This window comes from Nonomuraea sp. KM90 (assembly GCF_052246675.1).
In the GTDB taxonomy this organism is placed as follows: Bacteria; Actinomycetota; Actinomycetes; order Streptosporangiales; family Streptosporangiaceae; genus Nonomuraea.
Map to the genome: position 1 here is coordinate 1 of NZ_JBQQCB010000040.1, position 25,084 is coordinate 25,084.

The 25,084-nt window shown below is 70.1% G+C and carries 27 protein-coding genes; 5 read left to right on the plus strand and 22 right to left on the minus strand.

Features of this window, described 5'->3' with window-relative positions; all coding sequences use genetic code 11:
* The 10 genes from ACTWPW_RS31605 to ACTWPW_RS31650 form a co-directional block, all read right to left on the minus strand.
* On the minus strand, window positions 1-475 hold a 475-nt coding region (locus ACTWPW_RS31605), incomplete at its 3' end, for a complex I subunit 1/NuoH family protein (protein WP_443170777.1).
* A complete protein-coding gene (locus ACTWPW_RS31610; protein WP_364126338.1) occupies window positions 472-2,847 on the minus strand; it encodes an NADH-quinone oxidoreductase subunit G in 2,376 nt (791 codons plus the stop codon). The genes ACTWPW_RS31610 and ACTWPW_RS31605, both read right to left, overlap by 4 nt.
* On the minus strand, window positions 2,844-4,133 hold the full coding sequence (gene nuoF, locus ACTWPW_RS31615; protein WP_375114555.1) for an NADH-quinone oxidoreductase subunit NuoF: 1,290 nt from the start codon (window positions 4,131-4,133) through the stop codon (window positions 2,844-2,846). The genes ACTWPW_RS31610 and nuoF overlap by 4 nt, the downstream gene beginning before the upstream one ends.
* Window positions 4,130-4,864 (minus strand): NADH-quinone oxidoreductase subunit NuoE, encoded by a 735-nt coding sequence (gene nuoE / locus ACTWPW_RS31620; protein WP_364126334.1) that lies wholly within the window; start codon window positions 4,862-4,864, stop codon window positions 4,130-4,132. The genes nuoF and nuoE overlap by 4 nt, the downstream gene beginning before the upstream one ends.
* Entirely contained in the window at window positions 4,851-6,176 is a 1,326-nt protein-coding gene (locus ACTWPW_RS31625) for an NADH-quinone oxidoreductase subunit D (RefSeq protein WP_375114554.1), read from the minus strand. The genes nuoE and ACTWPW_RS31625 overlap by 14 nt, the downstream gene beginning before the upstream one ends.
* Window positions 6,177-6,222: 46 nt before the next feature.
* Window positions 6,223-6,927: an NADH-quinone oxidoreductase subunit C gene (locus ACTWPW_RS31630; protein ID WP_375114553.1), complete on the minus strand. Its 705-nt coding sequence runs from the start codon at window positions 6,925-6,927 to the stop codon at window positions 6,223-6,225.
* On the minus strand, window positions 6,924-7,475 hold the full coding sequence (locus ACTWPW_RS31635) for a NuoB/complex I 20 kDa subunit family protein (protein ID WP_364126328.1): 552 nt from the start codon (window positions 7,473-7,475) through the stop codon (window positions 6,924-6,926). The genes ACTWPW_RS31630 and ACTWPW_RS31635 overlap by 4 nt, the downstream gene beginning before the upstream one ends.
* 2 nt (window positions 7,476-7,477) lie before the next feature.
* Entirely contained in the window at window positions 7,478-7,873 is a 396-nt protein-coding gene (locus ACTWPW_RS31640) for an NADH-quinone oxidoreductase subunit A (RefSeq protein ID WP_080043646.1), read from the minus strand.
* A gap of 64 nt (window positions 7,874-7,937) precedes the next feature.
* The gene (locus tag ACTWPW_RS31645) at window positions 7,938-9,191 is read right to left on the minus strand and encodes a geranylgeranyl reductase family protein (protein WP_375114552.1); all 1,254 of its coding nucleotides are present in this window, start codon (window positions 9,189-9,191) and stop codon (window positions 7,938-7,940) included.
* A 209-nt stretch (window positions 9,192-9,400) separates the two neighbouring features.
* Window positions 9,401-10,345, minus strand: coding sequence for a helix-turn-helix domain-containing protein (locus tag ACTWPW_RS31650; RefSeq protein ID WP_443170778.1), 945 nt, complete (start codon window positions 10,343-10,345; stop codon window positions 9,401-9,403).
* A gap of 279 nt (window positions 10,346-10,624) precedes the next feature.
* On the opposite strand from ACTWPW_RS31650, the gene ACTWPW_RS31655 reads away from it, so the two are divergent.
* On the plus strand, window positions 10,625-11,296 hold the full coding sequence (locus ACTWPW_RS31655; RefSeq protein ID WP_375114550.1) for a hypothetical protein: 672 nt from the start codon (window positions 10,625-10,627) through the stop codon (window positions 11,294-11,296).
* Here the strand turns inward: ACTWPW_RS31655 and ACTWPW_RS31660 are convergent.
* Complete coding sequence (locus tag ACTWPW_RS31660; protein WP_364126316.1) at window positions 11,283-11,999, minus strand: demethylmenaquinone methyltransferase; 717 nt, start codon at window positions 11,997-11,999, stop codon at window positions 11,283-11,285. The two genes, ACTWPW_RS31655 and ACTWPW_RS31660, sit on opposite strands and share 14 nt — an antisense overlap.
* Before the next feature lie 106 nt (window positions 12,000-12,105).
* Here ACTWPW_RS31660 and ACTWPW_RS31665 point away from each other — a divergent pair, with 106 nt between their 5' ends.
* A complete protein-coding gene (locus ACTWPW_RS31665) occupies window positions 12,106-13,311 on the plus strand; it encodes a hypothetical protein (RefSeq protein ID WP_375114549.1) in 1,206 nt (401 codons plus the stop codon).
* Here the strand turns inward: ACTWPW_RS31665 and ACTWPW_RS31670 are convergent.
* Window positions 13,308-13,526 carry a DUF4229 domain-containing protein gene (locus ACTWPW_RS31670; protein ID WP_364126311.1) on the minus strand — a complete coding sequence of 73 codons (219 nt, stop codon included), beginning with the start codon at window positions 13,524-13,526 and terminating at the stop codon, window positions 13,308-13,310. The two genes, ACTWPW_RS31665 and ACTWPW_RS31670, sit on opposite strands and share 4 nt — an antisense overlap.
* Before the next feature lie 257 nt (window positions 13,527-13,783).
* Here ACTWPW_RS31670 and ACTWPW_RS31675 point away from each other — a divergent pair, with 257 nt between their 5' ends.
* A complete protein-coding gene (locus ACTWPW_RS31675) occupies window positions 13,784-14,005 on the plus strand; it encodes a BldC family transcriptional regulator (protein WP_026214226.1) in 222 nt (73 codons plus the stop codon).
* A 179-nt stretch (window positions 14,006-14,184) separates the two neighbouring features.
* Here the strand turns inward: ACTWPW_RS31675 and ACTWPW_RS31680 are convergent, their stop codons facing one another.
* Together ACTWPW_RS31680 and ACTWPW_RS31685 are read right to left on the minus strand one after the other, a co-directional pair.
* Complete coding sequence (locus tag ACTWPW_RS31680; protein WP_364126308.1) at window positions 14,185-14,427, minus strand: hypothetical protein; 243 nt, start codon at window positions 14,425-14,427, stop codon at window positions 14,185-14,187.
* Window positions 14,428-14,437: 10 nt separating this feature from the next.
* Complete coding sequence (locus ACTWPW_RS31685; protein ID WP_375114548.1) at window positions 14,438-15,643, minus strand: hypothetical protein; 1,206 nt, start codon at window positions 15,641-15,643, stop codon at window positions 14,438-14,440.
* Between the two features lie 138 nt (window positions 15,644-15,781).
* On the opposite strand from ACTWPW_RS31685, the gene ACTWPW_RS31690 reads away from it, so the two are divergent.
* Window positions 15,782-16,084, plus strand: a complete 303-nt coding sequence (locus ACTWPW_RS31690; RefSeq protein ID WP_364126303.1) for a PLD nuclease N-terminal domain-containing protein — start codon at window positions 15,782-15,784, stop codon at window positions 16,082-16,084.
* Here ACTWPW_RS31690 and ccsA read toward each other — a convergent pair.
* From ccsA to ACTWPW_RS31720, 6 genes are all read right to left on the minus strand, one after another.
* Window positions 16,081-17,073, minus strand: a complete 993-nt coding sequence (ccsA, locus tag ACTWPW_RS31695) for a cytochrome c biogenesis protein CcsA (RefSeq protein ID WP_443170779.1) — start codon at window positions 17,071-17,073, stop codon at window positions 16,081-16,083. The two genes, ACTWPW_RS31690 and ccsA, sit on opposite strands and share 4 nt — an antisense overlap.
* Window positions 17,063-18,622 carry a cytochrome c biogenesis protein ResB gene (resB, locus tag ACTWPW_RS31700; RefSeq protein ID WP_443170780.1) on the minus strand — a complete coding sequence of 520 codons (1,560 nt, stop codon included), beginning with the start codon at window positions 18,620-18,622 and terminating at the stop codon, window positions 17,063-17,065. Before resB ends, ccsA begins: the two co-directional genes overlap by 11 nt.
* Complete coding sequence (locus ACTWPW_RS31705) at window positions 18,622-19,344, minus strand: cytochrome c biogenesis CcdA family protein (protein WP_375114545.1); 723 nt, start codon at window positions 19,342-19,344, stop codon at window positions 18,622-18,624. Before ACTWPW_RS31705 ends, resB begins: the two co-directional genes overlap by 1 nt.
* Window positions 19,337-19,903: a TlpA family protein disulfide reductase gene (locus tag ACTWPW_RS31710; RefSeq protein ID WP_364126292.1), complete on the minus strand. Its 567-nt coding sequence runs from the start codon at window positions 19,901-19,903 to the stop codon at window positions 19,337-19,339. The genes ACTWPW_RS31705 and ACTWPW_RS31710 overlap by 8 nt, the downstream gene beginning before the upstream one ends.
* A gap of 71 nt (window positions 19,904-19,974) precedes the next feature.
* A complete protein-coding gene (locus ACTWPW_RS31715) occupies window positions 19,975-20,613 on the minus strand; it encodes a histidine phosphatase family protein (RefSeq protein ID WP_375114543.1) in 639 nt (212 codons plus the stop codon).
* Window positions 20,614-20,670: 57 nt separating this feature from the next.
* Window positions 20,671-21,591 (minus strand): LysR family transcriptional regulator, encoded by a 921-nt coding sequence (locus ACTWPW_RS31720; protein ID WP_364126288.1) that lies wholly within the window; start codon window positions 21,589-21,591, stop codon window positions 20,671-20,673.
* A gap of 184 nt (window positions 21,592-21,775) precedes the next feature.
* Here ACTWPW_RS31720 and ACTWPW_RS31725 point away from each other — a divergent pair, with 184 nt between their 5' ends.
* Window positions 21,776-22,633, plus strand: coding sequence for an EamA family transporter (locus tag ACTWPW_RS31725; RefSeq protein WP_443170781.1), 858 nt, complete (start codon window positions 21,776-21,778; stop codon window positions 22,631-22,633).
* Here ACTWPW_RS31725 and hemL read toward each other — a convergent pair.
* Complete coding sequence (gene hemL / locus ACTWPW_RS31730; RefSeq protein ID WP_443170782.1) at window positions 22,630-23,919, minus strand: glutamate-1-semialdehyde 2,1-aminomutase; 1,290 nt, start codon at window positions 23,917-23,919, stop codon at window positions 22,630-22,632. The genes ACTWPW_RS31725 and hemL overlap by 4 nt on opposite strands.
* 522 nt (window positions 23,920-24,441) lie before the next feature.
* Window positions 24,442-25,071, minus strand: coding sequence for a bifunctional DNA primase/polymerase (locus tag ACTWPW_RS31735; protein ID WP_375114539.1), 630 nt, complete (start codon window positions 25,069-25,071; stop codon window positions 24,442-24,444).
* Between the last annotated feature and the right edge of the window lie 13 nt (window positions 25,072-25,084).

Below are 25,084 nucleotides of genomic sequence, written 5' to 3' on the forward strand. Positions count from 1 at the left end.
GCAGACCGCCCAGCAGCGCGTACGGCGAACGCGACGACCACCCGGCCAGCACCACGCCGTAGACCGACACCGCGCCCATGGCCAGCATGAACAGCACCGCCACCGGCAGGTCGACCAGCTGCAGCGGCGTCTGCACGCCGAACAGGTTCACGACCGGCCCGAACGGCACGATCGAGAAGGCCAGGAACGCCGGCACCACCATGATGATCGGAGCCAGCAGGTAGAGCACCTTGTCCACGGTCCGCGGGAAGAGGTCCTCCTTCAGGCCCATCTTCAGGCCGTCGGCGACCGACTGCAGCAGGCCGAACTTACCGGCCCGGTTGGGCCCGTAGCGGTTCTGCATCCGCGAGATCAGTTTGCGCTCGAACCAGACACCGAACAGGACGCCCAGCATCAGGAAGACGAACAGCATCACGGCCTTGATGATGGTGATCCACAGCGGATCGTGGCCGAAGTTCTCCAGGGTGGGACTCATGACGCGCTCCCGATGGTGACGATGTCGCCGGCCACCGCGCGCAGGTCACGCGTGACCGAGCAGCCGCCGGAGTTCGCCGGCACCCAGACCACGCGGTCCGGCAGGTCGGCGATGCGCACCGGCAGGGTGACGACCTCGCCGACGACGAGCTTGTCGCCGTCGGCGACGCCGAGCTCGGCTGCCGTGCTCTCGGAGACCAGTGCTTCGGCGGTGCGGGCGGTGCCCGCGAGGTAGGGCTCGCCGTCCTGCAGCCTGCCCTCGTCGAGCAGCAGGTGCCAGGTCGCCAGCAGCGCCTGGCCCGGCTCCGGCACCTCCTGGGTGCGGGTCAGGGCGTTCGGCGCGTTGACCCGGCTGCCCCGCCAGGAGCCCAGGCCGGACAGCTCGCGCCGGGCGGCCTTGGCGTCCGGCAGGCCGAGGTGGACGTCCATCCGGTCGGCCAGGTTGCCGATCACGGCGAGGTCGGACTGCAGGCCCGGCACCTTGAGCGGCGCCTCGAACGAGCGGCCCCTGCCCTCCCAGTTGACGAACGTGCCGCCCTTCTCCTGGACGGAGGCGACGGGCAGGACCACGTCGGCGCGGTCGGTGACGGCGCTGGCGCGGATCTCCAGGCTGACGATGAACGGCGTGTGCTCGAGTGCTTCGAGCGCCGCCGCCGGGTCGGCCAGGTCGTAGGGGTCCACGCCGGCCACGACCAGCGCGTCCAGCTCGCCGTCGCGGGCGGCGGCGAGGATGCCGGCCGTGTCGCGGCCCGGGGTGGCGGGCAGCGAGGCCACGTTCCACGCCCTGGCGACCTCGGCCCTGGCGCTCTCGTCGTCCACCGGACGGCCGATCGGCAGCAGGTTGGGCAGCGCGCCGGCCTCGACCGCGCCGCGCTCGCCGGCCCGCCGCGGGATCCAGGCGAGCCTGGCGTCGGAGGCGGCGGCGAGGCGAATGAGAGCGGACAGGGCGCCCGGCACGGTGGCCAGGCGCTCGCCGGCCAGCACGATCGTGCCCTCGGCCAGCGTGCCCACCAGGTCGCCGATCGCGTCGGCCTCGGCGCCCGGGACGGTGCGGATGAGCGTGCCGCCCATCTTCGCCAGCCCGGCGGAGGCGAACGGCGCGATCGCCGAGACCTTGAGGCCCTTCTTCATCCACGCCTTGCGCAGGCGCAGGAAGACGATCGGCGACTCCTCCTCGGGCTCGAACCCGACGAGCAGCACGTGCGGGGCGTTCTCGAGGTCGGCGTAGCTGATCTCGATGCCCCTGCCGGCCACCGCGTGCGCCAGGAACTGCGCCTCCTCGCCGGAGTGCGGCCGGGCGCGGAAGTCGACGTCGTTGGTGGCGAGCGCGGTCCTGGCGAACTTGGCGTACGCGTAGGCGTCCTCGACCGTGACCCGGCCGCCGACCAGCACGCCGGCCTTGCCGCGGGCCTTGGCCAGCCCCTCGGCGGCCACCGCGAGCGCCTCAGGCCACGAGGCGGGCACGAGCACGCCCTCCTCGTTGCGGACCAGCGGCTGCTTGAGGCGGTCGGGCTGCGTGGCGTACGAGAACGCCCAGCGGCCCTTGTCGCAGTTCCACTCCTCGTTCACCTGCGGGTCGTTGCCCGCCAGGCGGCGGGTGACCCGGCCGCGCCGGTGGTCGGTGCGCTGGGCGCAGCCGGAGGCGCAGTGCTCGCACGCGCTGGGCGTGGAGACCAGGTCGAACGGGCGGGCCCGGAACCGGTAGGCGGCGCCGGTGAGCGCGCCGACCGGGCAGATCTGCACCGTGTTGCCGGAGAAGTAGGAGTTGAACGGCTTGCCCTCGGCCGTACGCACCTGCTCCTTGGCCCCGCGCTCGAAGAACTCGATGAGCGGGTCACCGGCGATCTGGTCCGAGAACCGGATGCAGCGCGCGCACTGGACGCAGCGCTCGCGGTCGAGCAGCACCTGCGTGGACAGCGGCAGCGGCTTGGGGAAGGTCCGCTTCTGCTCCTGGAACCGGGTCTCGCCCTGACCGTTGGACATGGCCTGGTTCTGCAGGGGGCACTCGCCGCCCTTGTCGCAGACCGGGCAGTCCAGCGGGTGGTTCATGAGCAGCAGCTCCATCGCCCCGCGCTGCGCCTTCTCGGCGACCGGCGAGGTGAGCTGGGTCTGCACGACCATGTTCTCGGCGACCTCGATCGCGCACGACGGCTGCGGCTTGGGGAAGCCGCGGCCGTTGCCCGCGTCGGGGATGTCGACGAGACACTGGCGGCAGTTGGCCGCCGGGTCGAGCAGGGGGTGGTCGCAGAACCTGGGGATCTGGATGCCCAGCAGCTCGGCGGCCCTGATGATCAGAGTGCCCTTGGGGACACTGACCTGGAACCCGTCGATGGTCAGGGTCACCAGGTTCGTTTCGGTCTCTACGACGGTCACTGCTCACCCCAGAGAGTGGACTTCTTCGGGTCGAACGGGCAGCCGCCGATCTCGAAGTGCTTGAGGTACTCCTCGCGGAAGTACTTCACCGAGGAGTGGATCGGGCTGGTCGCGCCGTCGCCCAGAGCGCAGAACGAGCGACCCAGGATGTTGTCCGCGATGTCGGTGATCGTGGACAGGTCCTCCTCCGTGCCCTGGCCCTTCTCCAGGCGCTTGAGCACCTGCTTGAGCCAGTACGTGCCCTCGCGGCAGGGCGTGCACTTGCCGCAGGACTCGTGGGCGTAGAACTCGGTCCAGCGCAGCACCGTGCGGACCACGCAGGTGGTCTCGTCGAAGATCTGCAGCGCGCGGGTGCCCAGCATCGAGCCCTTGGCGCCGACCGCCTCGAAGTCGAGCGGCACGTCGAGGTGCTCGTCGGTGAAGATGGGCGTGGAGGAGCCGCCCGGGGTCCAGAACTTGATCTGGTGCCCCTCGCGGATGCCGCCGGCCATGTCGAGCAGCTCGCGCAGCGTGATGCCGAGCGGGGCCTCGTACTGGCCGGGCCTGGTGACGTGGCCGCTGAGGGAGAAGATGCCGAAGCCCTTGGACTTCTCGGTGCCCATCCCGGCGAACCAGTCGGCGCCGTTGGCGATGATCGAGGGAACACTCGCGATCGACTCGACGTTGTTCACGACAGTAGGCGAGGCGTACAGGCCCGCCACGGCCGGGAACGGGGGCTTGAGCCGCGGTTGACCTCTGAAGCCTTCGAGCGAGTCGAGCAGCGCCGTCTCCTCGCCGCAGATGTAGGCGCCCGCGCCACTGTGCACGACGAGTTCGAGGTCGTATCCCGAGCCGAAGATGTCGGTGCCGAGATAACCCTTCTCGTACGCCTCCCGTACGGCCGCGTGCAGCCGCCGGATCACGTGCAGCACCTCGCCGCGCACGTAGATGAACGCCTGGTTGGCCCGGATCGCGTACGACGTGATGATGATGCCCTCGACCAGCGAGTGCGGGTTGGCCATCATCAGCGGGATGTCCTTGCAGGTGCCCGGCTCCGACTCGTCGGCGTTGACGACGAGATAGTGCGGCTTGCCGTCGCCCTGCGGGATGAAGCCCCACTTCATGCCGGTCGGGAAGCCGGCGCCGCCGCGGCCGCGCAGGCCCGAGTCCTTGACGGCCTGGATGACGGCGTCGGGGTCCATGCCCAGCGCCTTCTTGGCCGCCTCATACGCGCCGTAGACGTCGAGCGTGAAGGAGTTGGGCTGGTCCCAGTTGGCCGTCAGGACCGGTGTCAGAGTCGTGCTCATGCTTCGGGGGCCTTCCATCCCTTGGCCTTGGCGACCTTGAGGCCCTCCAGCGAGGGGCCGGCGGCCGACGGGCCGTCACCCGCGAGGTCGTCGGGCAGGCCGGCGAGCACGCGCGAGGCTTCCTTGAAGGTGCACAGCTTCTTCGGGCCGCGCGTGGGCCGCACGTCCTTGCCGTCACGCAGGTCGTCGACGAGCTGCTTGGCCGACTCGGGCGTCTGGTTGTCGAAGAACTCCCAGTTGACCATCATGACCGGGGCGAAGTCGCAGGCCGCGTTGCACTCCAGGCGCTCCAGCGAGACCTTGCCGTCCGGGGTCGCCTCGTCGTGACCGACGCCGACGTGCTCCGTCAGCTCCTCCCAGATCTCGTCGCCGCCCATGACCGCGCACAGCGCGTTGATGCACACGCCGACGTGGAAGTCGCCGGCGGGCTTGCGCTTGTACATGGTGTAGAAGGTCGCGACGCCCGTGACCTCGGCCTTGCTGAGGCCGAGCATCTCCGCGCAGAACTCCTGCCCGTCGTCCGAGACGTAACCGTCCTCGGACTGCACGAGGTGGAGCAGCGGCAGCAGGGCCGAGCGGGTCTTGGGGTAACGCCCGATGATCTCCTTGGCGTCCCGCTCCAGACGCTCCCGGACCTCCGGTGAATACGTCATGACCGCGCCTCCGGCGCGCTCATGGCCTGCGTGCTGTGTCCGATTGTGCGCGCGACAAGCTCGCTCACCTGTCCACACCTCCCATGACGGGGTCGATAGAAGCCACCGCGGCGATCACGTCGGCGACCTGGCCGCCTTCCGCCATCGCGGGGAAGCTCTGCAGGTTGCAGAAGGACGGCTCGCGGAAGTGCACGCGGTAGGGCCGGGTGCCCCCGTCGCTGACCACGTGGGCGCCGAGCTCGCCCTTGGGCGACTCGATGCTGGCGTACGCCTGCCCGGCCGGCACCCTGAAGCCCTCGGTCACCAGCTTGAAGTGGTGGATGAGGGCCTCCATGGAGGTGCCCATGATGTGGGCGATGTGGTCGGGCGAGTTGCCGAACCCGTCGGGGCCGAGCGCGAGCTGCGCGGGCCAGCCGATCTTCTTGTCCTCGATCATCACCGGGTCGCCCTTGAGCGGGCCGGCGATGCGGTCCAGGGCCTGCTCGACGATCTTGAGGGACTCCTCCATCTCCCTCATGCGGACGAGGTAGCGCGAGTAGACGTCGCAGCCGCGCTCGGTGGCGACGTCGAACTCGTAGGTCTCGTAACCGCAGTAGGGCTGCGACTTGCGCAGGTCCCACGGGAGCCCGGCGGCGCGCAGGATCGGCCCGGTGACACCGAGCGCCATGCAGCCGGTCAGGTCGAGGTAGGCCACGTCCTTGGTGCGGCGCACGTAGACGGGGTTCTCGTCGAGGAGCTTGCGGATGTCCTTGATCCGCTTGGGCATCTCCTTGAGGAACTCGCCGATCTTGTCGACCGCGCCCGCCGGCAGGTCGACGCTGACGCCGCCCGGCCTGATGTAGGCGTGGTTCATGCGCAGGCCCGTGATGTACTCGAACAGGTCCATGATCATTTCACGATCGCGGTACCCGAAGAGGAACGGCGTGGTCGCGCCCAGCTCCATGCCGAACGTGCCCATCGCGACCAGGTGCGAGGCGATGCGGTTGAGCTCCATCATCATCACGCGGATGGCCTGCGCCCGGTCGGGCACGCGGTCCTCGATGCCGAGCAGCTTCTCCACGCCGAGGCAGTAGGCGGTCTCGTTGAAGATCGGCGAGAGGTAGTCCATGCGGGTCACGAACGTGGTCCCCTGGGTCCACGTCCGGTATTCCATGTTCTTCTCGATGCCGGTGTGCAGGTAGCCGATGACGCCGCGCGCCTCGGTGACCGTCTCGCCGTCGAGCGTCAGGACCAGGCGGAGCACGCCGTGCGTGGACGGGTGCTGCGGGCCCATGTTGACGACCAGGCGCTCTTCCTCGGAGTCGCGCACGCCGGTGACGACCTGCTCCCAGTCGGCTCCGGTGACCGAGTAGACCTTGCCCTCGGTCGCCTCGTCATAAGCGGTGCTCACGAGTGATCCTTCCTACGGTCGTCAACGCTCAGCTCCACAAGGTCGCTCACGCGTACGACCTCCTCTCATCCGGCGAGGGGATGGTGGCGCCGCGGTATTCCACCGGGATGCCCCCGAGCGGATAGTCCTTGCGCTGCGGGTGTCCGTCCCAGTCGTCGGGCATCATGATCCGGGTGAGCCCGGGATGACCGTCGAAGATGATCCCGAAGAAGTCGTACGTCTCGCGCTCGTGCCAGTCGTGACCAGGGTAAACGCTCACCGTGGATGGAATGTGCGGATCGGAGTCGGGAGCGCTCGCCTCGACGCGCACCCGCCGGTTGTGGGTGATCGAGCACAGGTGGATGACCGCGTGCAGCTCCTCACCCGCCAGGTGCGGGTAGTGGACGCCGGACACGCCGAGCGAGAGCTCGAAGCGCAGCGCCGGGTCGTCGCGCAGCTTCTGGCAGACCTCCACCAGGCGCTCGCGCCTGACGTGCAGGGTCAGCTCGCCGCGGTCCACGACCACGCGCTCGATGGCGTCGTCGAGCCCGAGGGTGTCCACGAGCTCGTCGAAGTAGCTCCCGTACGGGCGGGGCGTGGACAGCTGCGGCGCCCGGCGTACGACGAGGCCGCCGTAGCCGGAGGTGTCGCCGGTGTCCTGGGCCCCGAACATGCCGCGCCGGGCGACGGGGGACTCGGGCACCGCCGGGACCGGCGCCTGCGGGGTCTCGCCGCCTTCCGGGCTTCCGGGGAGGTTGTCGGGCGAGGTCACTTCGCGGCCCCCTGATCGATCAGCGGCAGCGTGCGCAGCGCCTGCAGCTCGAGCTCCTCGATCTGCTTGGCCCGGTGCGCGCCGAACTTCATGTTCTGGATCTTGTCGTGCAGCTTCACGATCGCGTCGATGAGCATCTCCGGCCGCGGCGGGCAGCCGGGCAGGTAGATGTCCACCGGCACGATGTGGTCGACGCCCTGCACGATGGCGTAGTTGTTGAACATGCCGCCGCTGGAGGCGCACACGCCCATGGAGATGACCCACTTAGGCTCGGCCATCTGGTCGTAGATCTGGCGCAGCACCGGCGCCATCTTCTGCGACACGCGCCCGGCCACGATCATGAGGTCGGCCTGGCGAGGAGACGCCGAAGCGCGCTCCATGCCGAAGCGCGCCAGGTCGTAGTGGGGGCCACCGGTGGCCATCAGCTCGATCGCGCAACACGCGAGGCCGAAGGTGGCCGGCCATACGGAGTTCTTACGCGCCCATCCGGCGGCCGCTTCGACCGTGCTGAGGATGAACCCGCTGGGGAGTTTCTCTTCAAGTCCCATTTTCAGTCCCAGTCCAGACCCTTGCGGCGCCACACGTACGCGTAGGCGACGAGCACGGTGACGATGAACAGCAGCATCTCGACGAGCGCGAACAGCCCCAGGCCCGAGGAGAGCACGCGGCCGAGGTCGTCCGTCTGCGGAGCGAACGAGACGGCCCACGGGTAAAGGAAGATGATCTCGATGTCGAAGACGATGAAGAGCATCGCCGTGATCATGTATTTGAGCGGGAACCGTCCGCCACCGACCGGCTGGGGCGTCGGCTCGATGCCGCATTCGTAGGCGTCAAGCTTCGCGCGGTTCCAGCGCTTGGGACCGGTGAAGGGAGCGATGGCGACCGAGAAGATCGCGAAGCCCCCCGCGAGAACGGCGAGCACCAGGATGGGCACGTAAAGGTCCATCGCTACGCCTCCTCTGGAGTCGCCGCGCGCGCGGGCGCGCAGCCGGATCTGTGGATTCTGAGATTCATGCTGGTGGCGCGACCTTCGAGAGTGCGTTAATGATCATGTCCGACGCATCGCCTCGCCGGTCGGTGAGATTACCAAGGAGTTTGAGCGCGAAGCGCATCAGCCTCGGGTGGGGCAGCCCGTGCCTGGTGCCGAAGCTCATCACACCCGGCTTCCCAATCGCCTCGACGAACAACCTCCCGAGCGTGAAATATCCGCCGTAGGCGTCCTTCAGTACTCGAGGATAGGACCGCAGGGTCCGCTCCCGTTGCGCGGGGGTGGTGCCCTTGAGGGCCTTCGCGATGACCTCGGCGGCGATCTCGCCGGTCTCCATGGCGTAGGCGATGCCCTCGCCGTTGAACGGGTTGATCGACCCGCCGGAGTCTCCCACGAGCATCAGGCCGCGTGTGTAGTGGGGCTGCCTGTTGAAGGCCATCGGGAGCGCGGCGCCGCGGATCGGGCCCGTCATGTTCTCCTCGGTGAAGCCCCACTCCTCCGGCATCGACCGGCACCAGCGCCGCAGCAGGTCGCGGTAGTCGATGTTGCCGAACTGGGAGCTGGTGTTGAGCAGCCCCAGGCCCACGTTGGAGGTGCCGTCGCCGACACCGAACACCCAGCCGTAGCCGGGCAGCAACGTGTCGCCGTCCCACAGCTCCAGCCAGGTCTCGAGGTAGTCGTCGTCGTGGCGCGGGCTCTCGAAGTACGTCCGCACGGCCACGCCCATCGGGCGGTCCTCCCGCTTGTGCAGGCCCATGCCCAGGGCCAGGCGGGTGCTGTTGCCGTCGGCGGCCACCACCACGCGGCTGCGGAACTCGCGGCCGTCCTTGGTCGTCACGCCCACGACGTGGCCGCTGCGGTCGTCGAGCACGGGGCCGGCGACGGTGACGCCCTCCATGAGGCGCACGCCGTTCTTGACCGCGTTGGCGGCGACGATCTGGTCGAAGTCCTGGCGGGTGCGTACGAGCCCGAAGTCGGGGAAGCGCTCGAGCCGCGGCCAGTCGAGCTCGAACCGGAGGCCGCCACCGACGACGCGCAGGCCCTTGTTCCTGATCCAGCCGGGTGCGTCGATGTCGACGCCCATGTTCTGCAGCTGCTTGACCGCCCGCGGGGTCAGGCCGTCGCCGCAGACCTTCTCGCGGGGGAACCTGGTCTTCTCCAGGAGCAGCACGTCGAGCCCGGCCTGCGCGAGGTAAAAGGCGGTTGCGGAACCGGCGGGACCGGCGCCGACGACGATGACGTCTGCGTCAGCCTGTGTGGCTGTTGGCACGGTCACTGGACTGTCCTGTCCCTACACGCTCGAAGGCCTCGGGGTGTGGCGCCTTCGTTCCTTTGTGAACCCCTTCACAAACTTACCGGCCCGCAGTCTACTGCTTTTCCTGTACATAGTGGCAGTCGGGGTGCTGTTCTGTGATCCAAGAGGACGGCGTGTCGCCTGGGGCAGCGCAGTCATGATCGTCACGCTAGCAGCAGGCCCCCCGGCACTCAGAGTCCGGCGAGTGAGGCGATGCAGTCTCGAGATGCTTCTTCGTCGAGAGCCGCCTCCTTGAGCAGATCGAATATCACGGAGTAGCGATAGACCCGCTCCTCGTCCTCCACCACTTCGGCCACCGGATAGTCCTCCGAATAGACGATGTCGCCCGAGACCGGACCCAGCACTGGCATGGAGGGAAATCCGAGGAGCACGAAATGCGAGAAGTTGATGGGGTGCGACTGCTCCAGCAGGAGAACGTGAATGCTGATGTTCGGCCGGTCACCGAGTTTCAGCAGGTGACGTAACTGCTCGCGCATCAGCCCATCGTCGGCGGCGCCGAACCGGCGGCGCAGGACGGCCTCGTCGATCACCGCCGAGTAGGCCAGCGGCGGATCGGCGAACAACCGCCGCTGCCGGCGCAGCCAGGTCCGCGTCCGGCGCTCGACCTTTCCCGGCGGGACTATCTCCACGGCGCGGGTGAGCCGCGTCATCTCCGCGCAATAGGCATCGGTCTGCAGCAGCCCGGGCACCGCGTTCGAGCCCCACGTCCTGAGCGAGGAGGCGCCGTCCTCCAGCCCGACGAACTCGCGGCCGATCTCGGTGAGCACGTCGGAGTAGGACTCCCACCAGCCCTTGGCCGCGTGGTTGCCGGCGAGCGAGAGCAGCAGGGCGGCCGGCTCCGGGCCGATGCGGTAGTGGTCGAGCAGCTTCGCCACGTCCTCGGCCGAGGGCGCGACCTGGCCCGTCTCGAGGCGGGAGAGTTTCGACGTCGACCAGTGCAGCGACCGTGACACCTGAACGCCGTTGAGACCCGCTTCCTCGCGGAGCCGCCGCAGCTCAGTGGCGATTTTCCGGCGGCGGAGTGTCGGATTGATTTCCCCGATCACTCGGTCTCCTTTCGGCATTCCGCGATATATGCCCCGCCCCGCCCACGCGCAATCGTCGCCGGGAAGCACCTTTCGCGTTTCGCCAGGAGTCCCTGGACTCATCCCCGCGGGAATTGCACCGGGCGGCCCTGCGGAACACCCTTAGGGTAGCCCGCAGGCAGGAAAGCGGGCCAGACGGAAATGAGGTTTTCGCCAGACGCGGGCAGGCGGATGGTGGGACCCCATCCGCCCGCCACCGCGTAGCACCCCGACTCTGACCGAAGAGTGGAAATGGGAGCCGCGGACATGACCGACGCTACACGTGGCAGGGGAGATCGCAAGGGCGGATGGCGGCGATTAACCGTCGCCTTGAACAGGTGGTTCTGGCACGGATCCAACGAGTTCGCCAGGGAACAGGGCTGGGAGATCGACAGGTCGGCCGGGGGCGGCCGGAGATACCGCGATCCCCGGTTCGACATACGCAAGAAGGAGATCCTGGAGGCGCCGCTCCAGGAGGAGCCGGTCAGCGAACCGCCTCCGCGCAAGTTCAGCCCGGGGGACGGTTTCCCCAGGAAGCATCCGAAGATAGCCAGGGCACACGACCTCATCGCCACCACGGGCCTGGTCTGGCGATGGAGGACCGAAATCACCGTGTGCTGCGCCGTACCGATGGCCGCCGTCCCGCTGATCCAGTGGCTGGGGCCGGTGGCGGCACTGCTGCTCGCGGGGGCGGTGTCCGCCGGCGGCGCGATCCCGGGAGTGCGCAGGGCCGCCGACCGGGTTGTCGTCCGCCATCGCTTCCAGGGCCTGTGCCTGCGTACGTCGATGCGTACGCCCGAGGGGCGCCTGCCCCTCATCGTCCACACGCAGTCGATCCCGCACGGGACGGCGCTCCTGATCTGGTGCAGGTCGGGCATGAGCCCCGAGTTGTTCGAGGACTACATCCCCGAGATCAGGGTCGCCTGCTTCGCCGAGGAGGTGACCTTCCACCGCCATCCCCACCGGCCCCATCTGCTGACGATGGAGCTCAGGCGGGCTTGAAACCCCTGTGCATGGCGACGATCCCCATCGTGAGATTGCGCCAGGCCACCCGTTCCCAGCCGGCGTCCTGGATCGTCCGGGCCAGCGTCGGCTGGTCGGGCCAGTCCCTGATCGACTCGGCCAGGTATTCGTAGGAGTCGTCGTTGGACCCGAAGACCTTGGCCACCTTCGGCAGCATCCGCATCAGGTATTCGCGGTAGACCAGGTCGAACGCGCCGACGGTCACGTGCGAGAACTCCAGGATCACCAGCCGCCCGCCCGGCCTCGTCACCCGCAGCATCTCCCGCAGCGCCTGCGCGGTGTCGTGCACGTTGCGCAGCGCCACCGAGATCGTCACCGCGTCGAACGCGTCGTCGGCGAACGGCAGCCGCATCGCGTCGCCCGCGACGAACGGCACCCCCGGCCCCGCCAGCGCGTTACCGCCGTGGCGGCGCACTCCCGTGCGCAACATGCCGAGCGAGAAGTCGGAGGCGATCGCGCGCGCGCCCAGCGTGGTGAACGCGTCGGTGGACGTGCCGGTGCCCGCCCCGAGGTCGAGCACGATCTCACCGGGACCGGCGTCCACGGCGGCGGCCACCGCCTTGCGCCAGAGCCTGACCTGCCCGAGGGAGATCACGTCATTGACCAGGTCGTAGCGGCGGGCGGTGCGATCGAACATCGCGGCGACCTCGTCCGGCTGTTTGTCCAACTGAGCGCGCGTCATGCTCACAGCCTATTGGGAGGGGTCGCAGACCTTGCGGTCATGCCCATCCGGGACAATCAACGGAAAGTAGTCTCATGACTACCGAACGTCTGCTAGATATTGGCGAATGCTTGCCCGTGTCGCCCTTGCGGCGATCATCGCCTCGGCCCCCGTCGCGCACCCGCGTGTCGTGTCGGCCGACCCGATCGACAGCACCCCTCATGTGCTCGACGGCATCGTCAACGCCATCACCGTCGTCGGGAGCACCGTCGTCGTCGGCGGCTCGTTCAGCGAAGTGAGCGACGCAGCCCGCAGGACGACCTATCCGCGCGACAACCTGTTCGCCTACGACCTGGCCACCGGCCGCGTCCTGCCCGGCTTCGCGCCGAGCGTCGCGGGCCCGGTCTACGGCCTGGCCGCCGGCGACCGGGGCACCGTCTACGTCGGCGGCGAGTTCCACGGGATCAACCACCAGAGGTCCCGCGGGCTGGCCAGGCTCGCCCTCGCCGACGGCTCGCTGGTGCCCGGCTTCGCGCCGCGCATCGGCGGCGGCATGGTGACCTCGCTGGCGCGGCAGGGTCCCAAGCTCTACGTCGGCGGCGACTTCATCAGCCCGCGCACGGCGCTGGCCAGGCTCGACGCCGCCACCGGGGCGCCCGACCCGGCGTTCGACATCACGCCGGGCACGCCGCTGACCGCGAACGTGAAGGTCTACGCGCTGGCCGTCTCGCGCGACCGGCTGGTCGTGGACGGCTCGTTCACCACGCTCGACGGGCATTCCAGGCCGCAGCTCGGCCTGATCGACGTCAGCGGCGCCACGGCGAGGGTGGCACCGTGGCGGACCGACGCGTACGCGCGCAAGTGCAGCGGTGCCTTCCCCTCGTACGTACGCGGCCTCGACTTCTCCCCCGACGGGCGCTATTTCGCGGTCGTCACCACGGGAGGCGCCCGGGGCGGGATGTGCGACACCGCGGCGCGGTTCGAGACCTACGCCAGGGGCTCGGCCATCAGGCCGACCTGGGTCAACAGCACGGGCGGCGACTCGCTCTACGCGGTCGCGGTGACCGGGGCGGCGGTGTACGTCGGCGGGCATCAGCGCTGGTTGAACAATCCGCAGGGCCGGGACTCGGCCGGCCCGGGCGCGGTGTCACGGCCGGGCATCGGCGCCATTCATCCGCGGACCGGAAAGGCCCTGAGTTGGAATCCCGGACGGGAGCGCGGCATCGGCGTGAAGGCGTTTTTCGCGCACGGCAGCGGACTACTTGTCGGTAGTGACACAACGAGACTCGGACGGGAGTACCATGCCCGGATTGGCATGTTCCCCCTGCCCTAGTCGTCGTGCGGCTTCGGCCGGTCGATCCTGTCGCTGAGACGCGCGCTCATGGCGTCGCGCTGCTTGGACAGCAACACGTAGCTCGCAATGCCGCTGATCAAGAAAGAAGCCGCGATCAGGATCAGCGGGTTTGTCAGGCCGAGCAGCCACAGCACACCGAGGGTCACGACAAACAGGCCGATCCGCGACGCGGTGTAAACGAGAACGGGACGCACAGGTTCGAGGTTACTCGGACCTGCGCAGCGGTCGCTCTTCGCATCGGACGCGAGCACTGCTACTGTTCCCAGTTAGGGAGTTTCGTAAAGAAACACCCACGAGAGCCCCAAAGAGGCTCTATCATATAACAATCGGGCAGTCAGCTGATAACAACCCGTGATCTTTGCAGAAAACCACGGATAAATCAGGCTTCGCTCGACACACTGGTTACCTGTCCGCCCGCTGGCAGGAAGCGGGATGCGAGGGGGAGAGATTGGTGGAGAGTAGCAGCGAGCGTCTGCTGACCCCAGGAGAGGTTGCCGCCCTCTTCCGGGTAGACCCAAAGACGGTTACGCGCTGGGCTGCGGCAGGCCGCATCAGCAGTATCCGCACCCCCGGAGGGCACCGGCGCTTCCGCGAGTCGGAAGTCCACGCCCTTCTCCGAGGCGAGGACGTTCTTACGGCCGACAGGCCAGCAGGTGAGTCCCCGCGCGTCTGACGTTCCGTCTAGTCGGTGATCCTGCACGGTGGGCCGCATGAACAGCGGTCCGAGCCGCCAGGATCACCGCTGGCGGAACACCCACTGTTCGCGTGCTTCCCGGCCACACTTCCGTACGGTGAGCACGGGGCGGCGCCAACCGCCGACCGTGGCTGGCGCCTGTCCTTTTTCTCCGCCGATCAGGCGTCCTCCTGCCGCGCTTTGAAGGCCAGGAACTCGCGCTCCAGATCGTCGTTCTCCTCTTCCCAGCGCCGGCGGCGCAACTCGGCCTCCTCCTCGGTCAGCGACTCCGGCAGCCACTGCTCGTAGTCGGGGTCACCAGGCTGCAGTTCCACGTACGCGTTGCCGATCAGACGCCCGTCTTCGCTGGTCAGGCTCTGCGGCACGCGCAGGGTCCCGTCCGCGAGCCGGATGACGTACATGGCCGATCACCTAGATTCCGTAGCGCCGGTTGAAGAACAGCATGATGTCGAGCGCCATGCGCGTGTCGCCCCCGAGCATGTCCACGAGGGCCGGACGCTGGCGGGAGGCGATGGCGGCGAAGGCGTCGGCGAAGAACTCCTTGCGGCCCAGCCCTCCTCCCTGACGGTGGAACGTCGAGGCCAGCAGCGGGACGGCCGCTTCGTAGAGGCGCACGAACTCGGGCGAGTCCGACACCCAGTCGCCGTACATCGAGTCGACGTCGTCGATGGCGTGGCCGACCTCGTGCATCATCACGTCAGGGGTGGGTGAGGGGCGGTCGCCGACGACGATCTTGCGGTCGCCGTACGCGCCCGCGCAGATGTCCCAGGTCGCCCGCCCGGACGGGAGCGGGGCGCCGCGTAAGTAGGCCATGTCGTCGAGGTCGGGCACGCCTCCGGGGCCGACGTAGATTCCTTCCAGCCCGGCCGCGAGCAGCTCCTTCAGCCGATCGGGCAGCCTGGCCAGGCTCTCCACGGCCCGGACGACGTCCGCGGGCGGCGGGCCCAGCCGGGCGTCCCACTGGCGGTGCAGGATGGACTCCAGCTTGCCGCAGTGGCGCAGGCCGTCGCCGAGCGAGGGCACGTCCGGCCGGTTGGGCTGGGCCCGGGGGGGCTGGTCGGCGAGCTCGAAGTCGTACCAGGTGTAGCGGGGGCGGTCGGCCATGACGGCGGCGGGCAGCCGCTCGCCGCGCTCGCGCACCGCGAACCCGTCCCAGCTCGCCTCCGGCGCACGCCGCCCACCTTCACCCGGCCACGCCGCCCGCTCCCGTTCACCGGGCCAGGCCGCTCTCTCGCGCTCGCCAGGCCACGCAGCTCTCTCGCGCTCGCCGGGCCACGCCGTTCCTTGGCGCTCGCCGGGCCACGCCATCCGCGCCGTCTCCTCGCCGCCGCCCGGCCACGTCACCCGCTCGGACTGCGCGCCACCGGGCCGGCCTGCCCGGCCGGGGTGGCCGCCGAGCTCGCGGTCGCCGGGCCGCCGGCGGCGTTCGGCGCCGTCGTGTCCCCTGGCCGCCGCGCGCGCCTCACGGCGCTTCTCGCGGGCGTTGGACCAGAAGGAGCGGTGAGCATCGGGGGGCGCTTCGTCACGCCGTGAGAAGAGGTACGAGCCGCGCCGCCACCAACGACCGCGCCGATGCCGCCCCTTGTCACCGTGACTCTTGTCGTGAGAAAAGGCCATCTCACCCCTCAGCGCCTGTGGAGCCCCTTGGACACCGCCGCATCGGGTTCCACCGTACGACGCCGATCTTCCGCTAGTCACCCGAAATGGGACATCGGGCAGCACGATCACGCCGCATGATGGCTTACAGTTCGGGACATGGCAGGTGTTCTGATCGGCCTGGCGCTGCTGGCCTTCTGGCTCTTCTCGCTGTTCGACGTGGTGACCACGCCGGAAGACGAGGTTAGGAACGTACCAAAAGGGCTCTGGATCCTCGTAGTCGTGCTCATCCCGCTGCTCGGCGGCCTGGTGTGGATGGCGCGCGGCCGTCCGCGGGCCCCGCGCGCGGCGTGGCCCGTCCCCCCGGGCGCCCCGGGTCCGGGCATGCCGAAGGGACCGGACGACGACCCCGACTTCCTCCGTGACCTCGACCGCCGCATGCGTGGCGACGACCTGAGCTAGGGCACGTCGGCGTAGCTGTGCAGCCCCTCGATGAAGATGTTGACCCCGATCAGGTTGAACAGAAGGCAACCGAACGCCACGAGCTGCACGATGGTCGCGGCCCTGCCCCGCCATCCCGCCGTCGCCTTGGCGTGCAGGTAGGCGGCGTAGGCGACCCACGTGATGAACGACCAGACCTCCTTGGGGTCCCAGCCCCAGTAGCGGCCCCACGCCCGGTCCGCCCAGAGGGCGCCCGCGATGACGGCGAACGTCCACAGCGGGAAGGCGAACACGATCGCCCGGTGCGCCACCCTCTCCAGGTCGGCGCGGGACGGCAGGCGTGACATCCCGTCGCCGCGCACCAGGTAGAGGATGCCGGCCACGCCCGCCAGCGTCAGCAGGCCGCTGGAGATGATGGCGGCGGTGACGTGGATGGCGATCCAGTACGAGTCCAGCGCGGGCATGACCGGACCCGCGGCGGTGTAGAACACCTTGGACGCCAGCCCGAGGCCGAGCGCGGCGGTGACCGTGACGAAGGCGCCGAGGAAGCGCACGTTGTGACGGAGCTGGGTGCCGAGGAACGCGGTCACGGCGGCGAAGCAGATCGCGACCACGAACTCGTACATGTTGCCCCACGGCCACCGGTCCACGGCCAGGCCGCGGGTGACGATGGCGCCCAGGTTGGCGGCCCAGCCGAGCCAGGTGAGCACGAGGGCCACCGTTCCGGCCCGGGCGGCCCCGGCGGGCGGTTCGGCGGGCGGCGCCGGGACGGCGGGTTCGCCGGAGGCGACCACCGACGTCGTCGGCCCGTCAGCGGCCTCCCCCGTCACCGCGCCGACCGCGACCGGCCGCTTGGCCTCGACCGGCGGCGTGGCGGCGGTCTCCGCCCTGCCGGGCCGGGACCGCCCGAAGGCCAGCTCGATCGCGAAGCCGACCATGGCCACGACGTAGAGCAGGACGGCTGCGACGACGAAAAGGTCGCTCAGCTCGGCGAGTTGCTCAGCGGACATCCTTTTCTCCTGCTGATAGAACCTTCACGATGTCGGCGAACTCCTCTGCGAAGCCCGCCGCGGAGCCCTCGGTACGGGTCAGGCCGCCCACGTCGACCCGGCCCTCGGAGATCCGCACGAACACCCTCCGGCGGCGGATCATGAGCGAGAACGCGATGGCGACGACGGCCGTGCCGGCGGCCAGCAGGGCGGGCATCCGCCCCGGGTCGTAGGCGGTCTGGAGCGTGATCCACTCCTTGACGCCGGTGAACTCCAGCTTGCCCAGCCCCTTGGGCAGGTCGACCGACTGCCCCACGGCCAGCGGCTTGGGCGTGCCGGCGCCCATGAACAGGCGGTCGAGCTTTTTCAGCACCTCGGGCTCGGCCAGCGTGTAGACCGACTGCGGCCTGCCCGAGCGCACGCCCAGGTCACCGGAGAAGGCGCCGAGGATCTGCACCTCGGGGTTGAGCTCGCCGGGGAAGGCCGAGGCGTAGCCGCCGTTGGTCAGCGGCACGCTGGTGGGCATGAACTGCAGCAGGAACCCCAGCTGCGACGGCTGCGCGTCGGGCACCTTGACCACGCAACCCGAGGTCAAGGTGGCCTTCTCCTCGATCAGGCAGGCCACCGGCCCCTCGAAGGCGACCTGCCCCTTGCCGTCGGTGACCTTGAACACGGGCGCGTAGCCGTTGCCGATCAGGTAGGTCTGCGTGCCGTTGATCTCCAGCGGCTCGTTGACCTTGAGCTCGTAGTCGCGGGTGGGCGCGGTCGGCGAGTCGTTGACCTTGAGGTGCGCCGAGTAGTCGAGGGCCTGCCCCCGCTTGTCCCCCGTGACCTGGTAGGCGGCCTTGAACTCGGCGAGCTGGAAGGAGAACGGCTCCAGCGACTCGGCCGAGACCTGGTTGCCCGGGATGAACCGGTCGTAGGCGGCCACGGTGTTGGCGAACCCGTCGCCCTCGACGACCAGCACGTTGCCGCGGTAGCCGAAGAGCGAGCCGGCGCCGATCGCGAGCAGGATGCCGAGCAGGGACACGTGGAAGAGCAGGTTGCCGGTCTCGCGCAGGTATCCCTTCTCCGCCGACACCCAGCCGTCGCCCGCCACGACGCGGAAGCGCAGCTTGCGCAGCCGCCACGCGGCCTCCTTGACCCCGAGGTCGCCCTCGAAGGAGGCGGAGTGCGGCAGGCGGGACAGGTTTTTCGGGGCGGCTGGCGGCTTGCGGCGCAGCTCGCGCAGGTAGGTCGAGGTGCGCGGGATGATGCAGCCGATCAGCGAGGCGAACAGCAGCAGGTAGACCGCCGCGAACCAGGTCGAGGTGAACACCTCGAAGAGCTGGAACCGGTCGTACCACTCGGCCAGCACGGGGTTCTGCTCGTAGATCCGGGCGACCTTGTCGGGCTCGACGCCCCGCTGCGGCACCAGCGAACCCGGCACCGAGCCCAGCGCGAGCAGGAACAGCAGGATCAGCGCCGTCTTCATCGAGGTAAGCGTGCGCCAGGCCCAGCGCAGCCAGGCCACCAGCCCGAACGACGCCTGCCTGGGCTCCTGCTCCCTCTCCATCTCCGTGACGCTCATCAGATCACCGGCTCGAACGCGCCGATCAGTCCCTGCATGGCCGCGATCATCTCTCCCCATAGCCCGGTCACGAGCAGGACGCCGACGGCCACCATCATGCCGCCGCCGATCCGGGTGATCAGGCGCGAGTGCTTGCGGATGGCCCGGAACGTACGCAGTGCCCGGCTGTAGGCCAGGGCCGCGGCCACGAAGGGCAGGCCGAGACCCAGGGCGTACGCGACGGCCAGGAGGGCGCCCCGGCCCGCGCTGCCCTCGTTGAGCCCGAGCGTCAGCACGACCGCCAGCGTGGGCCCGATGCACGGCGTCCAGCCGAGCCCGAACACCACCCCGAGCAGCGGCGCGCCCGCCAGGCCCGCGGCGGGCAGGCGGTGGATGCGCACGTCACGCATCAGCCCGGGCAGCACGCCCAGGAAGGCCAGCCCGAGCACGATGGTCAGCACGCCGAGCACCCGCGTGATGACCTCCGCGTTGCCCAGCATGATCGACCCGAGCCCGCCGAACAGCGCCCCGCTGAGCACGAACACCAGCCCGAACCCGGCCACGAACAGCGCCGTCCCCAGCACCAGCCGCCCCCGCTTGGGGTCGGCGCTCATGCCGGTGACGTAGGACAGGTAGCCCGGCACCAGCGGCAGCACGCACGGCGACAGGAAGGACACCACCCCGGCCAGCACCGCGATGGGCACGGCCAGCAGCAGCGAACCCGAGGCGACGACGTCACTCATCGCGGACCTTGGTCACCGCGTTCATCAGGTCGGTGTATTTGACGGCGCCCAGCGCCCTGGCCGCGATCCTGCCCTGCTCGTCGATGATCAGCGTGGACGGGATGGCGGCGGGCGGCACCGTGCCCTGGAAGGCCAGCGCGACCTTGCCGGGCTGGTCGAAGATGTGCGGGTAGCCGGTCTGCTCGGTGCGCTCGAACGCCTGCGCGTCGGCCTGCCGGTCCTTGAAGTCGACGCCGAGGAACTCCACGCCGCTGCCCTTGGTCTTGGCCGCGACCTCCTTGAGCACCGGCGCCTCCGCCCGGCACGGGCCGCACCACGACGCCCAGAAGTTGAGCACCACGACCTTGCCCTTGTGCGCGGCCAGCGAGGCGGTGGCGCCGTCGAGCGTCGGCCCCTCGATCGCGGGAGCGGGCTTGCGCTCGCTCGCCTCGAACACCTGCATCTTCCCGTCGCCCGCGACGAACCGGGTGTCACCGGCCTGCGGTTGACCGCTCTGGTTGCCCGCACAACCGGCGACGAGGACAGCCAGGAGAACGAGGGGAAGGGACTTGGCGCGCACGGAGGAAGATCTCCTTGTACTACAACCGGTAGAGCTTGCAACTCTACCGGTGTGCCTCCGCGCCCCGGACATCAGGCCCCGGGGACGGAAGGGCCCGCCTCCAGGGATCCGGCGGGCTCGCTGTAGCCGATGCTGATCAGGCGGTCGCCGTCGAACGTGAGCGTGGTCAGGCTGGCCAGCGCGCACTGCCGGCGCCGCGGGTCGTGCCACAGCCGGCGGCCCTCCGCGGCCGACCTGATCGCCCAGATCGGGAGCTGGTGGCTGACGAGCACCGTCTCGTGCCCGCGCGCCGCCGCCCTGGCCTCGTCGATGATCGACTTCATCCGCTTGACGATGACCGGGTACGCCTCGCCCCAGGACGGGCGCAGCGGATTCCAGAAATAGCGGTAGTTGCGCGGGTTGCGCAGCAGGGCCAGGCCCTGGCCCACCTCACGTCCCTCCAGGAGGTTGCCGGCCTCGATCAGGCGGGCGTCCCGGGTGATCTCGAGGCCGAGCTTCTCCGCGAGCGGGGCCGCCGTCTCCAGCGCGCGTTCGAGCGGCGAGCTGTAGAGCGCGACGATGTCACGGCCCCCGACGGCCTTGGCGACCGTCTCGGCCATGAGCTGACCTGTCTCCGACAGGTGGTAGCCGGGCAGCCTGCCGTACAGGATGCCTCCGGGGTTATGCACCTCACCGTGGCGCAATAGGTGAACGACGGTGGTTTCAGCCATGGTGCGCACAGCCTATCCGCTCACCCGAGCCTTACGGCCAGGCCCGCGCCGAAGATGTCAGTTCACGGCCCAGGCGTTCTCCTGCTTCCTGCTCACCTCGACCAGCGCCTCGACCATCGCCCTGATCGCGGGGCGGCGGGCGGCGTCCGTACGCCACACCGCGTAGATGCGCCGCGACTGGCGCGGCCGCAGCGGGATCAGCCGCACCCCGTCGGGCACGCAGTCGCGGCCCAGGCGCGGCACGATCGCGCAGCCCAGGCCCGCCGCCACCAGCGCGAGCTGGGTCGGGTACTCGTCGGCCATGCAGGCGATCACCGGCTCCAGCGAGGCGCTGCGCAGCGTGAACACCAGCCAGTCGTGGCAGACCGTGCCGGGCGAGGAGCTGATCCACTGCTCGCTCCGCAACGCGGACAGCTCGACCTCCCGCTCGCCGGCCATCGGGTGACCGGCGGGGACGGCGACGTCCGCCACGTCGTCGAGCAGCGTGGCCTTGGACAGGCCCTCGGGGATGGCCATGGGCCGGTTGAGCCAGTCCTGGATGATGCCGAGGTCCAGCTCGCCCCTGGCCACCTCGCGTACGACCCGCTCGGGCTCGCGCTCGTTGAGCTGCACCCACAGATCGGGGTGGCGCTGCTTGAGCGAGACCAGCGCACCGGGCATGAGGCCGCGTACGGCGGTGGGGAAGGCCGCGATGTTCAGGCGGCCCACGACCTCGCCGCGCAGCGCCTCGAAGTCGGCCTCGGCGGTCTCCACCAGGGCGAGGATGCGCTCGGCGTGCTCGGCCAGCAGCCCGGCGGCGTCCGTCAGCCGCACGCCGCGGCCGTTGCGCTCCATGAGCCGGGCGCCGGTCTCCCGCTCCAGCTTGGCGATCTGCTGGGAGACCGCCGAGGGGGTGACCATCAGCGCGTCGGCCGCCGCCCCGACCGACCCGTAGACGTGAACTGCGTGAAGAGCCTTGAGCCGGTTCAAGTCCAACATGTAAGCCAGCCTAAACGGTTTAGCGTAGAAAGTCTCGCTTGTCGTTGAATGTGTAGCGGATGAAAATAGTTGTATGAGAATCCTGAAGACGAAGAAGCAGCAGACCGGCTCCGTGTCGTACCTCAAGGCGCTCGCCGAGCAGGCTCGCGAGCAGCGGATCCGCTACCAGAAGCCCACTCGCTGAGTGAGCCCCCGCCACCTCGCCCTCGCCGTCGGCCTCGCGGCCGTGTGGGGCTTCAACTTCGTGGTCATGCAGGTGGGCCTGCGGCACTTCCCGCCCCTGCTGTACGCGGGCCTCCGGTTCGCCATGGCCGCGTTCCCGGCCCTGCTGCTGGTGGGGCGGCCCGGAGTTCCCTGGCGCTGGGTCGCCGGGGTGGCGGCCACCATCGGGGTGGGCCAGTTCGGCCTGCTGCTCGTGGGGATGCGAGCGGGCATGCCGGCCGGCCTGACCTCTCTCGTCCTGCAGATGCAGGCGTTGTTCACCGTGGTGTTCGCGGTGACGCTGCTCGGGGAGCGGCTCACCGCCCGCCGCGTACTCGGGCTGGCCGTCGCGTTCGGCGGCCTGGCCCTGGTCGCCCTCGACTTCGGCGTGTCGGGCCCGATCGGCGCCTTCGCGCTGTGCGTGGCCGCCGCGGCCGCCTGGGGCCTGGGCAACGTCGTCCAGCGCCGCGCCGCGCCACCCGACTCCCTGCGCTTCATGGTCTGGGTCAGCGCCTTCTCCGCGCCCCCGCTCCTGCTCCTGTCCCTGCTGGTGGAGGGCGCGCCGGTGCTGAGCTCACCGGCGGAGGGCTGGCTGTCGCTCCTGTACGTGGCCTTCGTCTCGACGCTGGGCGGCTTCGGCGTCTGGGGCTGGCTGCTGCGCAGCTACGACGCCTCGACCGTGGCGCCGTACACGCTGCTCGTGCCGGTGTTCGGCATGTCGTCGGCCGCGCTCGTGACGGGCGAGTCGCTGTCCTGGCTCGAACTGCTGGCGGCGGCACTCATCGTCTCCGGCGTCCTCTACGCCGGCACCAAGCCCCGCCGCGCACTCGTGGCGACCTAGAGCACCGCGGCGGCGGCCTTCGCGGCGGCCGGGAGGGCCTCGGCCACGCGGTTGAGCGCCTCGTCGTCGTGGGAGGCCGACAGGAACCACGCCTCGTACGCCGACGGCGGCAGGTAGACGCCCTGGTCGAGCATCGCGTGGAAGAAGGCCGTGAACGCCGCCGTGTTCTGCGTCTTGGCCTCGGCGAAGCTCGTCACCTCGGCATCCGTGAAGAAGATCGAGAACAGGCTGCCCGCCCGCTGCAGCCGGTGCGGCACGCCCGCCGCGGCGAGCGCCTCGGAGGCGGCCTGCCCGACGGTGAGCGCCGCGGCGTCCACCCGCGCGTACGCCTCCGTGTCCAGGGCGCGCAGCGTGGCCAGGCCGGCGGCGCAGGCCAGCGGGTTGCCCGACAGCGTGCCCGCCTGGTAGACGGGACCCTCCGGCGCGAGGTAGGCCATGACGTCCGCCCGGCCGCCGAACGCCGCCGCGGGCAGGCCGCCGCCCATGACCTTGCCGAACGTCATCAGGTCGGCCTCCACCGGGTCCAGGCCGTACCAGCCCGCCGGCGAGACGCGGAAGCCCGTCAGCACCTCGTCCACGATGAGCAGCGCGCCGTTGGCCGTGCACAGCTCGCGCAGGCGCGCGTTGAAGCCGGCGCGCGGCGGGACGACGCCCATGTTCGCCGGGCACGCCTCCGTGATCACGCACGCGACGTCCGCCGCCGCGAACGCCTCCTCGACGGCCGCGACGTCGTTGTACGGCAGCACGATCGTGTCCGCCGCCGACGCCCCCGTCACACCGGGCGTGTCGGGCAGCCCGAACGTCACCACCCCGGACCCGGCCGAGGCCAGCAGCGCGTCCACGTGCCCGTGGTAGCAACCGGCGAACTTGATCACCTTGGACCGGCCGGTGAACCCCCTGGCCAGGCGCACGGCGCTCATCGTCGCCTCGGTGCCCGAGCTGACCAGGCGCACCTTCTCGACCGGCGCCACCCTGGCGACGATCTCCTCGGCCAGCTCGACCTCGCCCTGCGTGGCGGTGCCGTAGGAGAACCCGTTGGCCACGGCGCCGGAGACGGCCTCGACGACCGCGGGGTGGCGGTGGCCGAGGATCATCGGGCCCCAGGAGCAGACCAGGTCGACGTAGCGGTTGCCGTCGACGTCGGTGATGTAGGGGCCCTGGCCCGAGGCCATGAAACGCGGCGTGCCGCCCACCGCGCCGAACGCGCGCACCGGGGAGTTGACGCCTCCCGGCACGATCTGGCGGGCGCGGGCGAACAGGTCCTCGGAGTTCTGTGTACGGCTCACCCGATCCAGGTTAGCCGCGCCCGCCGCTGACCCCGGCAACGCCCCACACCCGCCACCCTGCCCGACCCCTTCGTGCCCCCCGCCCCACCCTCCATGACGTCTTCTGACCGTCCTTCCCCCTGGCCTACGAAGGACCGCCGCAGCGTGCGGTGACGGGCCCCGCGGCTGCGCGACCCTCCGCTGATGCGCCTTCCGAGCGCCGCAACGGCGGGGAGTGGTGCGGAAGCCCGGGGCCGCGGAAGGGCCGGGGGCGCGCGGAGGCCCGGCGGCCCGCGAAAGGCAGGAGGGCGCGAGAGCCGGGGGTGGGCGGGAGGCGGGAGCGCCAGCGAGCCGGGGGCCAGAGGCCGGAGGGTGCCAGCGAGGCTGGGGCTGCCAACTGAACCTTGAGGGGTGCGCAGAACGCCAGGGCGCGCAGGCCCATGGGGAGACGCGGGAGAGTCAGGGAGCCGCTGGAGCACGGCCGGGCGCGCGTGAACGGCGGGCGGGCCTGAACGGCGGGTGGTGGGTGGGCGGTGGGCCGGGTCAGTCGGCCAGCCACTCCAGGAGGCGCAGCGGGTCGGGCAAGGGGCGGCCGTCAGGGGGGCGGAGCCAGGTGACGGGCTGGCCGCTGGGCAGGGTGGACGGCGGCGCGAGGACGTAGCTGTCGCGGCAGTGCCACCGCAGCCCCGGCGTGTCGTCGATCGTCGCCGGGTCGCAGTCGAGGTGGCACGACCACCACTCGTCCTCGTCCTCGGGATTGCCCCGGGTGGCCACATAGAACAAGACCCGGTCGCCATTGGCGGCGACCGGGCCGGGATGGGCTCCCGCGGCGTCGATTCGGGTGAGGGCGGACAGGCCGACGGGGAGCGGTACGTCGAACACGTCGAACACGCGCCCCGTGGGCAGGATCACATTGGCCTCGGGCTCGGCCTGCCACCAGCGCGTGAGCAGGGCGGGGTCGGTGGTGGCCTGCATGTGCCAGGCGGGGGACAGCGGGTGGGCGCCGGGGTCGGGACAGCCGACGCGGTCGCACGAGCAGGCGCGCGGCCCGTGCCGCAGCGGATAGGCGCCCGGCACGACGGGCCAGCCCATGGCGGCGTATTCGAGCACCGTCCCGATCCGTGTCGGCCGCGACCGCTTTTTGGTACGCCGAGCCAGTGGTACCCCCACCATGGTGTCTCCCGTC

Bases quoted from the DNA above. Each gene is read 5' to 3' on its own strand.
- nuoF (WP_375114555.1), bottom strand. From the start codon at position 4,133: ATGAGCACGACTCTGACACCGGTCCTGACGGCCAACTGGGACCAGCCC.
- ACTWPW_RS31635 (WP_364126328.1), bottom strand. From the start codon at position 7,475: ATGGGACTTGAAGAGAAACTCCCCAGCGGGTTCATCCTCAGCACGGTC.
- ACTWPW_RS31640 (WP_080043646.1), bottom strand. From the start codon at position 7,873: ATGGACCTTTACGTGCCCATCCTGGTGCTCGCCGTTCTCGCGGGGGGC.
- ACTWPW_RS31660 (WP_364126316.1), bottom strand. From the start codon at position 11,999: ATGACGCGCGCTCAGTTGGACAAACAGCCGGACGAGGTCGCCGCGATG.
- ACTWPW_RS31665 (WP_375114549.1), top strand. From the start codon at position 12,106: ATGCTTGCCCGTGTCGCCCTTGCGGCGATCATCGCCTCGGCCCCCGTC.
- ACTWPW_RS31680 (WP_364126308.1), bottom strand. From the start codon at position 14,427: ATGTACGTCATCCGGCTCGCGGACGGGACCCTGCGCGTGCCGCAGAGC.
- ACTWPW_RS31685 (WP_375114548.1), bottom strand. From the start codon at position 15,643: ATGGCCTTTTCTCACGACAAGAGTCACGGTGACAAGGGGCGGCATCGG.
- ACTWPW_RS31690 (WP_364126303.1), top strand. From the start codon at position 15,782: ATGGCAGGTGTTCTGATCGGCCTGGCGCTGCTGGCCTTCTGGCTCTTC.
- ccsA (WP_443170779.1), bottom strand. From the start codon at position 17,073: ATGTCCGCTGAGCAACTCGCCGAGCTGAGCGACCTTTTCGTCGTCGCA.
- resB (WP_443170780.1), bottom strand. From the start codon at position 18,622: ATGAGCGTCACGGAGATGGAGAGGGAGCAGGAGCCCAGGCAGGCGTCG.
- ACTWPW_RS31705 (WP_375114545.1), bottom strand. From the start codon at position 19,344: ATGAGTGACGTCGTCGCCTCGGGTTCGCTGCTGCTGGCCGTGCCCATC.
- ACTWPW_RS31715 (WP_375114543.1), bottom strand. From the start codon at position 20,613: ATGGCTGAAACCACCGTCGTTCACCTATTGCGCCACGGTGAGGTGCAT.
- ACTWPW_RS31720 (WP_364126288.1), bottom strand. From the start codon at position 21,591: ATGTTGGACTTGAACCGGCTCAAGGCTCTTCACGCAGTTCACGTCTAC.
- ACTWPW_RS31735 (WP_375114539.1), bottom strand. From the start codon at position 25,071: ATGGTGGGGGTACCACTGGCTCGGCGTACCAAAAAGCGGTCGCGGCCG.